Source organism: Streptomyces cyanogenus (genome assembly GCF_017526105.1).
GTDB lineage: Bacteria > Actinomycetota > Actinomycetes > Streptomycetales > Streptomycetaceae > Streptomyces > Streptomyces cyanogenus.
Genome location: NZ_CP071839.1, coordinates 2,129,310 through 2,141,462, shown reverse-complemented (window position 1 = coordinate 2,141,462; position 12,153 = coordinate 2,129,310). Strand labels below are relative to the sequence as shown.

The window sequence follows — 12,153 nt, the reverse complement described above, 5'->3', positions numbered from 1 at the left end:
TCACGGGCCGCGCCGGTCTGGGTGGGTGCGGGATCAGTACGGGCGCTGCAGGCGCCGGCGCCACCACGCGAAGGCGGTGCCGATCAGCAGGATCCCGGCCGCGCCGGAGGCCGCCGAGGCGGCGATCAGCATGGTGTTCCCGGAGCCGCCGGAGGCGGACCCGGCCGGCTGGAGGGCGTCCCCGAGCTGGCTGCGCACATCGGTCCCCGCCGTCGTGCCCTTGGCGAGCCGGCCGCGCGAACCGGCCGTGGGCTGGGCGACGTACGGGAAGTAGTGCTCGAACTTCCTGTCGTTCTTGTCGACCGCGTCACCGAGGTCGTTCTTGGAGCCGACCAGTTCGCCCTCGACGACCTGGAGCGCCGCGTCGATCACGTCGTCGCTCAGCCGGCGGCCGTTCGGGAAGCCCGCGTTGTCGCCGTCCAGCACACCGAGCCGCTTCGGGTGCATGCTCGGCTTGATCGAGGTGTTCAGCCGCAGCTCCTCCGAAGGGGTCACGTGCGGCGGCTGGTTGAGGCCCTTGACGCCCTTGAGGAAGACGTCGACCAGGTCGTTGCGCGGCTCCGCCGGCGCCTTGATCTTGTAGATGGACTCGATCAGCTTGGGCAGCTCGGGGTTGGTGACGTTCTTCAGGAACTGCCCGTCGTACGCCGGCTGCGAGGCGTTGAACTTGTCCTTGTCCTTCTGCGGGTTGACGACCTCGTTGACCAGCGGGTTGCCCAGGCGCGAGACCTGGCTGTAGTAGCCCTGCGCGTTGCGGCGCTGCGCCGTCGACCAGATGCCGACGACCGGCTGGTGGGACGACTCGCGGATCAGGTCGTTCGGCACCTGGAGGGCGATCGTGTTGACGTTGTAGCCCTTGAGGGTGTCCCGGCCGACCTCGGTGAGGTTCCCGCCGTACAGCAGGTCGAAGACGCGCAGGTCCGCGAAGAACGGGTCGTCTGCCTGGCCGGCGAAGGTCGCGGCGCCACCCGCCGTCTTGTACACCGCCTGCGCGCGCAGCTTGCCGTAGTCCGGCATGGACGCCTTGCCGACGTTCGACGGCGCCACCGGCACGTCGTCGGCCAGCTTGGTCTTCGACATCTCGTGCCCGTGCCTGAGCTTGATCAGGTCGATGTCGTACGTCTGTGTGATGTTGAGGTCGGGGTCGTCCAGGCTGGTGACCGGACCGGTGTTGTAGAGGAACGTGTCGCCGTTCTTCGTGTGGGTCTTGAAGGTGTAGCGGAACACCAACTCGCCCTGCGCGTCACCGTTGTTGTCGACGTGCAGGTCGTACTGGGCGTCGTCGGCGAACGTGTAGAAGTTCGGTCCGCCGGCCGGCTCCTCGAACGGGATCCAGTTCGCCACGATCGTCGTCGTGTCGGGCTTGTCCGGGCTGACGAACGCGTACAGGTCGGTGTTGTCGTACTGCGGGGTGCCCGAGATCAGCGGGGCCTCACGGTGGGAGGAGGCGGAGGCCGCCCCGGGTGCCAGGGTGGCGACGCCGGCGGCCGTGAGCCCTCCGGCGGCCAGTGCGCCGCAGATGAGCGTGACCAGTCCGGTGCGTCCCGTGCCGCGCCCGGAGAACGCCCTCCCGGAGAGGGCGCCCCTGGAGAAGAGAGGTGTCATGCCGTCCGTCCTCAGTGCCGACTTGCCTTTGACGGACGGGTATACGGAGCGAACCCGCCGATCGGTTTGGTCGACGGCGAAAAACTTTTTTTCCGCCCGGGACCCGCGTTTTCGGCCCGCTGATCCGTAACCCCTCGGGGAGGTGTGTCTCGGTGCGGATGCGCGGTGCGCGAGGAAGAGCCGGCTGCGGCCACGGTGAGGGGGCCCGGATGCAGGCGGACGAGCTGCTGGTGCTCGTGGCGGGCGGCGACCAGCGGGCCTTCGAGGAGCTGTACGGACTGGTGTCCGGCCCGGTGTACGGGCTGGTGCGCCGGGTGGTGCGCGATCCCGCCCAGTCCGAGGAGGTCGCCCAGGAGGTGCTGCTCGAACTGTGGCGCTCCGCAGCCCGCTTCGACCCCGGCCGGGGCAGTGCCCTGTCGTGGATCCTCACCCTCGCCCACCGCCGCGCCGTCGACCGGGTGCGCAGCGCCCGCGCGGCCGGGGAACGCGAGCAGCGCGAGGCCCTGCGCGCCGGGGAACCCGCGTTCGACCAGGTCGCCGAGGAGGTCGAGGCCGGCCTGGAACGCGAGTGGGTGCGCCGCTGCCTGAACCGGCTCACGGCCCTGCAACGCCAGTCGGTGACCCTCGCCTACTACGACGGGTACACCTACCGTGAGGTGGCCGAGCGGCTGTCGCTGCCGCTGGGCACGGTCAAGACGCGGATGCGCGACGGGCTCGCCCGGCTGCGCCAGTGCCTGGGGGGCACCGTATGAGCATCCTCGGCAAGCTGCTGCGCCGCGAGGACCTGCACTCCCTGGCCGCGCCCTACGCGCTCGACGCGCTCGAGCCGGGCGAGCGGCGCCGCTTCGAGAAACACCTGGCGGGCTGCGACCGCTGCACCGCCGAGGTGCGGGAGCTGGCCGAGGACGCGGTCCGGCTCGCCTGGTCCACGGCGGCCCCGGCACCCGCCGCGCTGCGCGACCGGGTCCTGTCCGCCGTCCGCAGCACCCCGCAGGAGCCGGCCCGCGGCCGCACGGCCGCGCGGGCGCAGGCGCCGGGCCGGGAGCACGCCCCCGTGCTGCCGCCGCACGTCTGGGGCACCCAGCCCCCGCCGGGACGCGCCCGTACGGCCCGCAGACGCCCCCTGTTCGCCCCGTTCGCCACGGTCACCGCCGCCGCGGCCCTCGTCGTCGCCTCCCTCTTCGCGGTCCAGGCGCACCGCACCGAGGACCGGCTCACCGCCGAACGGGCCCGGGCACGTGAGATCGCCCACGTTCTGGCCGCTCCGGACGCCCGCGCCGCGAGCAGCGAGGACGCCCGGGGCCGCAGTATCGGAGTAATCGCTTCCGCCTCCGAGCGGGAGGCCGTCGTCACCCTCAGCGGATACGGCACCCCGCCCGGCGGGCGCGTACACCAGCTCTGGCTCATGCGCCCCCGGGTCCAGCCGCGCTCCCTGGGGCTCCTCGCGGGCGACACGCCCCTGGTCGCGAAGGGCCTCGACACCTCCTCCTCGTCACTCGCCGTAACCGTCGAGCCTGACGGAGGGTCAGCGCAGCCCACCGGGCAGCCGGTTGTCCAACTCACCCTGAAATCGGTCGGATTCGGAGAGTAGTCAGCGAGGGATGGTCAACCCCCTTACAGGGAAGGTGAATCCTGTGGCCGAGATACACGCGTGCCCCGGTGGGGCGATAGGGTTACCCTGCCCGGGCCGGGTGGACTCGTACGGGTGGGGAGTGACATGGAACAGATAACAGTGCGCAGCAGGGCGAGGGTCCCTGCGATCACCTGCGGGAGCAGCGCGACCAGTTCGCGCCTCGACCGCCATCTGTCGGTGCTGGCGGGTCCCGCCATACCGCAGCGGGAGACGGTCGAGGCGACCTCGCTGATGCGTGAGCTGACGGCGCGTGACTCCGTGCGGAGGCACAGCGACCGGGGCGCACGGGTCCGTCGGGTCTCCCTCTTCGCGCCGCTGCGCCGGCTGCGCCGTTCGCTGTTCGGCGGTCACTGACCGCACCGCAGGGCCCCTGACCCCGAGCAGGGGTACCCGCGCTCAGGCCGCCACACCGTCCCGGCGCAGCGCTGCGATCTCGTCGTCCGTCATCCCCACGGCACGCAGCAGCGCTCCGGTGTGCTGGCCGAGTGCGGGCACATCACCCATCCGTGCCTCGTCCCCGCCCGGCAGCGTGATGGGGGGCAGCAGTGCCGTCAGCGGCCCGACCGGCGAGCCCACCTGACGCCACCGCTCCCGGGCCGCCAGCTGCGGATGCTCCGCCAGCTCGTGCAGGTCCCGCAGCCGCGCACAGGCGATGCCCGCCTTCTCCAGCCGGGCCAGCGCCTCCTCGGTCCCCAGTGCCGCCAGCGCCCGGGCGACCAGGGCATCGGTCCGCTCCCGGTGTGCCACCCGCGCGGCATTCGTCGCGTACGCCGGGTCGGTGCCCAGTTCGGGGCGGCCTATGACCTGTTCGGCCAGCCGCCGCCACTCCCGGTCGTTCTGCACCGACAGCAGCACCCGCCCGCCGTCCGCCGTCGGGTAGGCGTCGTACGGCGCGATCACCGCGTGCGCGAGCCCGGTGCGGGCCGGCGGTTCGCCGCCGTGCAGCGCGTGGTGCAGCGGATGGCCCATCCACTCGGCGAGCGCCTCCAGCATGGACACCTCCACCGGCCCGCCCCGCCCGGTCGTGCCGCGCCGCACGAGCGCGGCCAGCACACCGGAGAACGCGTACATGGCCGCCGCGATGTCCGCCGCCGGGATGCCCGCCTTCACCGGCTGCTCCGGCGTCCCGGTCACCGACACCAGCCCCGCCTCGCACTGCACGAGCATGTCGTACGCCCGCTTGCCGGAGTACGGCCCCGAGCCGCCGTAGCCCGAGATGTCCACGGCGATCAGCCGGGGGTGCGCGGCGCACAGTGTGGCCGCGTCCAGGCCGAGCCGGGCGGCGGCGCCGTGCGCGAGGTTCTGCACGAACACGTCCGCGTCCGCCACCAGCCGCCGTACGACCTCCAGACCGCGCGGGTCCTTCAGGTCCAGCGCGACGGACTCCTTGCCCCGGTTGCACCACACGAAGTGCGAGGCGAGACCGCGGGCCGCCGTGTCGTAGCCGCGCGCGAAGTCGCCGCCGTCGACCCGCTCCACCTTGATGACGCGGGCGCCCAGGTCGGCGAGCTGCCGGGTCGCGAAGGGCGCGGACACGGCCTGCTCGACGGCGACGACGGTGATGCCCTCCAGGGGCAGCGGGAGGTGATCCATGGGGTGGATGATCTCCCCTGACCGGCGGTTCTGTCAGCAGTGCGGGTTCACTCGGCCCGCGCGTACCTGCCCACCGCGAGCGGCAGGAACAGGGCGATCAGGACCAGGCTCCACAGCAGCGACCCGGCGACCGGGTGGGCCACCGGCCAGGCGGAGCCCTCCGGGACGGGCGCGTTGCCGAAGAGGTCCCGCAGGGCCGTGGTGACCGCGCTGATCGGGTTCCACTCGGCGAGCGCGCGCAGCCAGCCCGGCAGGTTGCCGGTCGGGATGTACGCGTTCGACAGCAACGGCAGCACGAAGGAGGATGCGCCGAGCTGTCCGGCGGCGTCCTCGCTGCGGGACAGCAGGCCAAGGAAGATCCCGGCGCAGGTGCAGGCGAACCGGAAGAGCAGCAGCAGCCCCACCGCACCCACGGCCCCGGCCGCGGACCCCTCGATCCGCCAGCCCACCGCGAGCCCGGTCAGCAGCAGCGGCACCGTCCCGACGGCCGTGACGACGAGGTCCGCGACGGCCTGCCCGAGGGGCACGGCGGCCCGGCTCACCGGCATCGTGCGGAACCGGTCCGTCACGCCCCGGTGGGTGTCCTGGGCGGCCTGGAACATGCCGGTCATCAGCCCGCCGGCGGCCGTCGCGACGAGCAGCCCGGGCACCAGGAAGGAGCGGTACTCGCGGCCGGGCATCGCCAGCGCGCTGCCGAAGACGTAGCCGAAGAAGAGCAGCATGTTGACCGGCATCAGCTGCGTCAGGACCGCCAGTCCCGGGCTGTTGCGGACCCGGCGCAGCTTCCGGCCGGCCATCGCCAGCCCGTCGTACGCGAACGCGCTCATGCGGCGAGCTCCTCGCTGTCGGCGGACTCACCGGTGAGCCGCAGGAAGACGTCGTCGAGGGTGGGCGGCCGGATGCCCGCGTCCAGCAGCGGCACGCCGGCCGCGTCCAGTTCGCGCACCAGGCGGGGCAGGGTCAGCGTCGGGTCGGTGGTGACCGCGCCGACCGCGTTCCGCTCGCGGTCGAACACCGGCTCCCTCCCGGTCAGCCGGTCGAGCACGGCCGCCGCCCGGGTCAGCGCGCCGGCGTCCGCGACCACCGCCTCCACCTGCGAGCCGATGAGCGCCTTGAGCGAGGCCGGGGAACCCGTGTGGGCGACCCGGCCCCGGTCCATCAGGGCGATGTCGTCGGCGAGCTGGTCGGCCTCCTCCAGGTACTGCGTGGTCAGCAGCACCGTCGTGCCGTCCGCCTTCAGCTCGCGCACGGCCTGCCAGACGCGGGCCCGGCTGGCCGGGTCGAGTCCGGTGGTCGGCTCGTCCAGGAAGAGCACGTCGGGACGGCGGACCAGGCTCGCGGCGAGGTCCAGCCGACGCCGCATGCCGCCCGAGTACGCCGACGCCTTCCGGTCCGCCGCCTCGGTCAGACCGAAGCGCTCCAGCAGCTCGTCGGCCCGGGCGGCCGGCCCGCGCACCCGGTGCAGCCGGGCGAACAGCCGGAGGTTCTCCCGGCCGGTGAGGTCCCCGTCGACCGAGGCGTACTGCCCGGTGACCCCGATCCGGCGGCGCACGGCCGCCGCCTCCCGCACGAGGTCGTGCCCGGCGATCCGCGCCGAGCCCCCGTCCGGGCGCAGCAGCGTGGTCAGCAGCCGTACCGCCGTCGTCTTCCCCGCCCCGTTCGGCCCCAGCAGCCCGCAGACCGTGCCCTCGGCGACCGCCAGATCCAGCCCGCGCAGGGCCCGCACGGCGCCGAAGCGCTTCTCCAGACCCTCACTAAGTACGGTGTACGTAGTAGTCATACCGGGACCATACCGCACTACGTACGGTGTACGTAACTAGGATGGTGGCCGAGGTGATGACCGATGGCAGTCCGAGGGGCCGTCCCCGAGGTGATCTGGGCGCGCCCCGAGCGCACCGGCCGGGGCCCGAGACCGGCGTACACGCGCGACGACATCGCCGCCGCGGCCGTCCGGATCGCCGACGCGCGGGGGCTCGACGCGGTGTCGATGCGGCACGTCGCGGCCGAGCTGGGCTGCGGCACCATGTCGCTGTACAACTACGTCCCCCGTAAGGAGGACCTGTACGAGCTGATGGTGGACGCGGCCGGCGCCGAGCACGCCCCGTGGGAGCCGAGCGGGGACTGGCGGGCCGACATGCGCCGCGTGGCCGGGCAGACGCGCGAGCTGATGCACCGCCACCCCTGGCTGCCGCGCCTGATGTCCCCCGTGTACGGCTTCAGCCCGAACGCCCTGCGCTACCTGGAGCACTGCCTGGCCTGCCTGGACCCGCTGGACGCGGCGTACGGCACCAAGCTGGAGCTGATCGCGATGCTCAACGGCGTCGTGACGATGTACGTCCGCAACGAACTCGACACCGCCGAGCGGGCCCGTGCCCTGCCGTGGTCGCCGGACGAGGAGCACGCGGTCCGCATCGCCTACCTGAGCAGCCAGGTCGCCACCGGCGCCTACCCGCGCATGGCGGCGGCGTTCGCCGAGGACCCGGGGCCGATCGATCTGGAGGCGGTGTTCGCACGGACGGTGGAGCGGGTCCTCGACTCCTTCGACAGGGAGCGGCGGAGCCGGTGAACCAGGAGCGTGCCGGACGCCAACTGGCCCTGATCGAAGAGGTGGTCGAGGCCGCCCGGGCCGGCGGCATCCCGCTCTGGCTGCGCGGCGGCTGGGCCATGGACTTCTTCCTGGGCGAGGTCACCCGGGAGCACGGGGACATCGACTGGTTCGCCCGGGCGAAGGACGCGGAACCGCTCGCCGGCACCCTGGTCCGGCTCGGCCACACCCCGGTGCCCGGGCCGCCCGCCGGCCTCCAGCTCGACTTCGTGAAGGACGGCCTGGAGAGCAGCTTCACCCTCGTCGGCACGGACGCGGCGGGCCGGGTGACCGTCGCCGGCGGGCCCTGGGCCGGCACGCCCTGGCCGGAGGGCCTGCTCGGTGCGGAGTCGGAGCCCTGGAGGTGCCGATCGTCGATCCGCGCGTCCAGATCGAGATCAAGCGCATGATGCCGGTCTGGGATCCCTCCCGGCCCCGCCGTGCCAAGGACGCCGAGGACATCGCCCGGCTGGAGGCCGCCCTGCGCGGGCGCGCGGCGGGTTCGGCCCTGTCGTCGAACTCCCTGTCGGACGGGACGAAAATCCCGCCGGACGCCGCGGCCTGAGCGGGCCCGATCCCGCCTGATCCAGGCGAAACCCCTTAGAGCAGCGCGAACTGTCCCTCCGGGCCCTCCTCGTGGTGGTCGAGGACCGAGGCGGGGCGGCGGGACGCCTCCGGCGCCGGCAGGACGCCGGCCTGCCGCAGCTCGGCCGCCGTGACCGGTGACCGCATCTCCAACCCGGCCCGCAGCGGCCGCACTTCCGCCAGCAGGGCGAGGACGGTGATCAGCTCCAGCAGTTCCGAGGTCCACGTCTGCGGCCAGGCCGCCGGGCGGATCGCGGTCAGTGTGCCCGGCTCGGCCGGTGCGGTCCGGACCGCCAGCCAGCTCTCCAGGACCCGGGTTCCGGCCACCTCGTAGTCCCAGGCCGCGGGCGGGACGGGGGAGATGCGGCCCTCGTCCAGGTGCAGGGTCTCCTCGTCACGGTCGTAGTGCAGGCCGGCGGGCCGGCTCGGCAGCGGCGCGCGGACGTACGGGCGCCGGCCGCCCGGCAGCTTGGGGCGCTCGCCGTCGCGGAGCATCAGCCACAGCGTCCGGCGGCCCACGTCCACACCGGCGGCCCACAGGCCGGGGTCCTCGGTGAGCGGGACGGTGAGGTCCGGGCGGACCGTCGCCAGGATCCAGGCCAGCACGTCCGGCGCCGAGGGCCGTGCGCCCAGCCGGGCCGACAGGTGGTCCAGCAGACCGGGGGACAGGTTCGGTTCCGTGCCGCCGGGGCGGCGGTACAGCGGGCGGACGCGGCCGGTGCGCAGCACCGGCAGGTGCGGAGTGGCCAGCAGCGGGCCGTCTGCGTCGCCCGTCTCCACGGTGAACACCTGCCGCGCGTCCGCCACCCGCCACAGCTCCGGACGGGCCGCGTCCAGCAGCCGGTGGTCCGGGATCAGCCACTGCTCGTCGAAGGCGGCGGCCAGGACCCGCACGGGCTCCGCACAGCGCCCCTCCGCGCGCGCCAGCCGCTCCGTACCGGTGGACTGCCCGGGCAACTGCGCCACCGCCGACCGGAGCGTGCGGGCGCGGGTCGGCTCGAACAGGCGCTCCCGGTCCGGCCCCTCGGCCTTCAGCAGGGCGTCCCAGCGGGCCCTGAGCGAGGCCGCATCGGGCGCCGACGGCCAGGCGCGGCCCGGCCGCAACGGTGCGACGGACCACGGCATGAGGTCCGCCAGCAGCGGAGCGTCGTCGTGCGTCACGCACGGCATGCTACGACAGCGGGTGGCGCCCCCGAAGGGGCGCCGGGAACCGCGCGACCAGCCCCCGCCACACCCGCAGTGGGCCACCGGCCCGGCGTGGCCCCCCTCGCGGCCGACGGCGGAGCGCTCACGCGTCGAGGGTGACCGTGAACGAGAAGCGGTCGCCCCGGTAGTGGATGACCGCCACGTCCAGCACCCGGCCCTCGGTGTCGTACGTCACGCCCGTGTAGTGCAGGATCGGGCTGAGCAGCGGGACCTGGAGCAGCCGGGCCGTCTCCGGGTCCGCGAGCCGCGCCTCCACCGTGTCCGTGATCCGGCTGATGTCCGCTTTCACCAGGTCCCGCAGCACCTTGGTCATCGGCCAGCGGACCAGGTCGTCCAGGTCGACGTGCTCGGCCAGTTCGGGACGGATGTGGTTGACGGCGTGGTTGGTCGGCTCGCCGGTCTTCTCGTCGCTGCGCAGCCGGTGGTACGCCGCCACCTCCGCGAGGTCCGGGAAGTGCTCGGCGAGCCCGGCCGGCACCGGCACCCGGCCGTGGCCGAGCAGTTCGGTCGTCATCCCGGACTGCTGGGCCACGATCGCGTCCACCGAGCCCAGCAGCCGGACCGGGGCCCCGCGCCGGACGTCGGGTTCGATGAACGTGCCGCGCCGCCGGTGGCGGCTGATCAGACCCTCGTCCTCCAGCTCCTTCAGCGCCTGCCGCATGGTCAGCACGCTCACGCCGTAGTGCTCCGCCAGCTGTTCCTCGGTGGGCAGGCGCAGCGGGTCCTGGGGCGAGCGGCCCAGTATGGAGGCGCGCAGCGACTGCGACACCTGGTACCACAGCGGCAGCTTGCGGTTCAGGACGATCGAATCCGGAGCGAAGGAGGTCACGCGGCTATCCGTACCTGGCGGAGAACGTTCGGCGCAACGGCGGCGGTCACCCCCGGAAGTGCCGCTCCAGTCCCTGCCACACGTCGTCGTAGCGCTGCTGGAGGTGCTCGGCGCCGGCCGCGTGCGGGGTGAGGGTCACCGGCCAGCGGGTCTCGAACATGAAGGCGAGCCCGTCGTCGATCCTCTGCGGCCGCAGCTCGGCCGCGCTCGCCCTGTCGAACGTCTCCCGGTCCGGGCCGTGCGCCGACATCATGTTGTGCAGCGAACCGCCGCCGGGCACGAAGCCCTCGGCCTTGGCGTCGTACGCGCCCTCGATCAGGCCCATGTACTCGCTCATCACGTTCCGGTGGAAGTACGGCGGCCGGAAGGTGTCCTCGCCCACCAGCCAGCGCGGCGCGAAGACCACGAAGTCCACGCCGGCCAGGCCCGGGGTGTCCGACGGCGAGGTCAGCACGGTGAAGATGGACGGGTCGGGGTGGTCGTAGGAGATGGTGCCGATGACATTGAACCGGCGCAGGTCATAGACGTACGGCACATGGTTGCCGTGCCAGGCGACCACGTCCAGGGGGCTGTGGTCGTAGGTGGCCGTCCACAGGTTGCCGCAGAACTTGTTCACCACCTCCACCGGGCCCTCGACGTCCTCGTACGCCGCGACCGGAGCGCAAAAGTCCCGCGGGTTCGCGAGCCCGTTGGCGCCGATCGGGCCGAGGTCGGGCAGCCGGAACGGCGCCCCGTAGTTCTCGCAGACATAGCCGCGGGCGGACTCGTCCAGGAGCTCCACACGGAAGCGCACCCCACGCGGGATCAGGGCGACATGGGCGGGTTCCACATGGAGCCGGCCGAACTCGGTGTGCAGCAGCAGTCCGCCCCGCTCGGGCACGATGAGCAACTCGCCGTCGGCGTCGGAGAAGACCCGCTCCATCGAGGCGTTGGCGTGGTAGAGGTGCACGGCCACGCCGGTGCGCTGGGTGGCGTCGCCGTTGCCGCCCAGGGTCCACAGGCCGGCGAGGAAGTCGGTGCCGTCCGGGGGCTCCGGCAGCGGGTTCCAGCGCAGCCGGTTGGGGTCGGGCACGGTCTCGGTGAAGGGGGCCGTGCGCAGGGCACCGTTGTCGGTGCGGGTGAACGCCGGGTGCGCGGCCGACGGGCGGATGCGGTACAGCCAGGAGCGGCGGTTGTGGGCCCGCGGCTCCGTGAACGCCGTACCGCTCAGCTGCTCGGCGTACAGGCCGAGCGGCGCGCGCTGCGGCGAGTTGCGGCCCTCGGGCAGGGCGCCCGGCACCGCCTCCGAGGCGTGTTCGTTGCCGAACCCGGTCAGATAGGCCAGCCCCTCGGCGGTCTTCCGTGCGTCCCCGCTCATGATCGCTCCCTTGCGCTCCCGATTCCTATGCAACACCGTAGGAATGAGTGGGGGCCCGCGCAAGAGGGCCCCGGGTCCTCCCACAGAGGTAGGCCCGGAACCAGACTTGAGGGGGATCCGGCGTGCCGGGCCGCTGTTCTACGCTCCCGGTCATGTCGTGGACGAAGTGGAAGCGTGGACCGCTCGCCGCGCTCGCGGTGTGCGTCCTGCTGCCGTTCGGAGCGGCGGCCTGCGCCGACGGCGAGGCGCACGGCGGGACGGTCTCCTCCTCACCCGTGGGGAAGGTGCTGGACGAGACGGACACCACCGGCCGGAACCTGCGGGAGGTGCCCACGAAGAACGCCCCCCGGGTCGGCATGGAGGTCACCCCGGACCCGGCCGGCGGCTGGGACGTCCGGCTCACCTTCCGGCACTTCCGCTGCTCCGCGCCGGGTGCGCGGCCGGCGGCGGTCCCCGGCCGCGGCTTCGCCCGCCTCTTCGTGGACGGCCGCGGGATCGCCCGGCTGCACGGCCCCGCGTACCACGTGGCCGCCGGCGTCGTCCCGCGCGGCACCCACGGGGTCACCGCGCGCCTGTACGCCGACGACGGCACGGTCTGGGCCGTCCACGGCAAGCCGGTCGAGAGCACCGCCGACATCACGGTGTCCGACGCGGAGGCGGACGCACCGGACCCGTCGGCCGGGGCCGCGTCACCCGCCGGGGGCGGATGAGCACAGCCGGTGCCTGAGTGCACCGGCCACCCGTCTTCGTACTGGGGGAGA

At 73.3% G+C, this 12,153-nt stretch carries 14 protein-coding genes; 7 read left to right on the top strand and 7 right to left on the bottom strand.

Translation table 11 applies throughout. The features are described from left to right. Positions 1-33: 33 nt before the first annotated feature. The gene (locus S1361_RS09550) at positions 34-1,605 is read right to left on the bottom strand and encodes a DUF4331 domain-containing protein (protein ID WP_208031411.1); all 1,572 of its coding nucleotides are present in this window, start codon (positions 1,603-1,605) and stop codon (positions 34-36) included. A gap of 209 nt (positions 1,606-1,814) precedes the next feature. Here S1361_RS09550 and S1361_RS09545 point away from each other — a divergent pair, with 209 nt between their 5' ends. The 3 genes from S1361_RS09545 (at position 1,815) to S1361_RS09535 (ending at position 3,592) form a co-directional block, all read left to right on the top strand. Continuing rightward, on the top strand, positions 1,815-2,357 hold the full coding sequence (locus tag S1361_RS09545; protein ID WP_208031410.1) for a sigma-70 family RNA polymerase sigma factor: 543 nt from the start codon (positions 1,815-1,817) through the stop codon (positions 2,355-2,357). Next, positions 2,354-3,196, top strand: a complete 843-nt coding sequence (locus S1361_RS09540) for an anti-sigma factor (RefSeq protein ID WP_208031409.1) — start codon at positions 2,354-2,356, stop codon at positions 3,194-3,196. Before S1361_RS09545 ends, S1361_RS09540 begins: the two co-directional genes overlap by 4 nt. A gap of 126 nt (positions 3,197-3,322) precedes the next feature. Next, positions 3,323-3,592, top strand: coding sequence for a hypothetical protein (locus S1361_RS09535; protein WP_208031408.1), 270 nt, complete (start codon positions 3,323-3,325; stop codon positions 3,590-3,592). Between the two features lie 42 nt (positions 3,593-3,634). Here S1361_RS09535 and S1361_RS09530 read toward each other — a convergent pair whose 3' ends face one another. From S1361_RS09530 to S1361_RS09520, 3 genes are read right to left on the bottom strand one after another with little or no spacing between them, the layout of a single operon-like run. Then, positions 3,635-4,831 carry a CaiB/BaiF CoA transferase family protein gene (locus tag S1361_RS09530; RefSeq protein WP_208031407.1) on the bottom strand — a complete coding sequence of 399 codons (1,197 nt, stop codon included), beginning with the start codon at positions 4,829-4,831 and terminating at the stop codon, positions 3,635-3,637. A 47-nt stretch (positions 4,832-4,878) separates the two neighbouring features. Further along, positions 4,879-5,658 carry an ABC transporter permease gene (locus S1361_RS09525; RefSeq protein ID WP_208031406.1) on the bottom strand — a complete coding sequence of 260 codons (780 nt, stop codon included), beginning with the start codon at positions 5,656-5,658 and terminating at the stop codon, positions 4,879-4,881. Beyond that, positions 5,655-6,611 carry an ATP-binding cassette domain-containing protein gene (locus S1361_RS09520; RefSeq protein ID WP_208031405.1) on the bottom strand — a complete coding sequence of 319 codons (957 nt, stop codon included), beginning with the start codon at positions 6,609-6,611 and terminating at the stop codon, positions 5,655-5,657. Before S1361_RS09520 ends, S1361_RS09525 begins: the two co-directional genes overlap by 4 nt. Before the next feature lie 63 nt (positions 6,612-6,674). Between S1361_RS09520 and S1361_RS09515 the strand changes: the two genes are divergently transcribed. From S1361_RS09515 to S1361_RS39085, 3 genes are read left to right on the top strand one after another with little or no spacing between them, the layout of a single operon-like run. Next, complete coding sequence (locus tag S1361_RS09515) at positions 6,675-7,397, top strand: TetR/AcrR family transcriptional regulator (RefSeq protein ID WP_208031404.1); 723 nt, start codon at positions 6,675-6,677, stop codon at positions 7,395-7,397. Then, a complete protein-coding gene (locus S1361_RS09510; RefSeq protein ID WP_243769130.1) occupies positions 7,394-7,825 on the top strand; it encodes a nucleotidyltransferase domain-containing protein in 432 nt (143 codons plus the stop codon). The genes S1361_RS09515 and S1361_RS09510 overlap by 4 nt, the downstream gene beginning before the upstream one ends. Continuing rightward, positions 7,780-7,980 (top strand): hypothetical protein, encoded by a 201-nt coding sequence (locus tag S1361_RS39085; protein ID WP_243769129.1) that lies wholly within the window; start codon positions 7,780-7,782, stop codon positions 7,978-7,980. The genes S1361_RS09510 and S1361_RS39085 overlap by 46 nt, the downstream gene beginning before the upstream one ends. A 35-nt stretch (positions 7,981-8,015) precedes the next feature. Here the strand turns inward: S1361_RS39085 and S1361_RS09505 are convergent, their stop codons facing one another. The 3 genes from S1361_RS09505 to hmgA all read right to left on the bottom strand — a co-directional run bounded on the left by S1361_RS09505 (position 8,016) and on the right by hmgA (position 11,392). Then, a complete protein-coding gene (locus S1361_RS09505) occupies positions 8,016-9,170 on the bottom strand; it encodes a type ISP restriction/modification enzyme (protein ID WP_208031403.1) in 1,155 nt (384 codons plus the stop codon). 118 nt (positions 9,171-9,288) lie between these two features. After that, positions 9,289-10,035, bottom strand: coding sequence for a GntR family transcriptional regulator (locus S1361_RS09500; RefSeq protein WP_208031402.1), 747 nt, complete (start codon positions 10,033-10,035; stop codon positions 9,289-9,291). Between the two features lie 46 nt (positions 10,036-10,081). Then, the gene (hmgA, locus tag S1361_RS09495) at positions 10,082-11,392 is read right to left on the bottom strand and encodes a homogentisate 1,2-dioxygenase (RefSeq protein WP_208031401.1); all 1,311 of its coding nucleotides are present in this window, start codon (positions 11,390-11,392) and stop codon (positions 10,082-10,084) included. Positions 11,393-11,544: 152 nt separating this feature from the next. Between hmgA and S1361_RS09490 the strand changes: the two genes are divergently transcribed. Further along, complete coding sequence (locus tag S1361_RS09490) at positions 11,545-12,102, top strand: hypothetical protein (protein ID WP_208031400.1); 558 nt, start codon at positions 11,545-11,547, stop codon at positions 12,100-12,102. Positions 12,103-12,153 lie beyond the last annotated feature (51 nt).

Bases quoted from the DNA above. Each gene is read 5' to 3' on its own strand.
- S1361_RS09550 (WP_208031411.1), bottom strand. From the start codon at position 1,605: ATGACACCTCTCTTCTCCAGGGGCGCCCTCTCCGGGAGGGCGTTCTCC.
- S1361_RS09545 (WP_208031410.1), top strand. From the start codon at position 1,815: ATGCAGGCGGACGAGCTGCTGGTGCTCGTGGCGGGCGGCGACCAGCGG.
- S1361_RS09540 (WP_208031409.1), top strand. From the start codon at position 2,354: ATGAGCATCCTCGGCAAGCTGCTGCGCCGCGAGGACCTGCACTCCCTG.
- S1361_RS09535 (WP_208031408.1), top strand. From the start codon at position 3,323: ATGGAACAGATAACAGTGCGCAGCAGGGCGAGGGTCCCTGCGATCACC.
- S1361_RS09530 (WP_208031407.1), bottom strand. From the start codon at position 4,831: ATGGATCACCTCCCGCTGCCCCTGGAGGGCATCACCGTCGTCGCCGTC.
- S1361_RS09525 (WP_208031406.1), bottom strand. From the start codon at position 5,658: ATGAGCGCGTTCGCGTACGACGGGCTGGCGATGGCCGGCCGGAAGCTG.
- S1361_RS09520 (WP_208031405.1), bottom strand. From the start codon at position 6,611: ATGACTACTACGTACACCGTACTTAGTGAGGGTCTGGAGAAGCGCTTC.
- S1361_RS09515 (WP_208031404.1), top strand. From the start codon at position 6,675: ATGGCAGTCCGAGGGGCCGTCCCCGAGGTGATCTGGGCGCGCCCCGAG.
- S1361_RS09505 (WP_208031403.1), bottom strand. From the start codon at position 9,170: ATGCCGTGCGTGACGCACGACGACGCTCCGCTGCTGGCGGACCTCATG.
- hmgA (WP_208031401.1), bottom strand. From the start codon at position 11,392: ATGAGCGGGGACGCACGGAAGACCGCCGAGGGGCTGGCCTATCTGACC.
- S1361_RS09490 (WP_208031400.1), top strand. From the start codon at position 11,545: ATGTCGTGGACGAAGTGGAAGCGTGGACCGCTCGCCGCGCTCGCGGTG.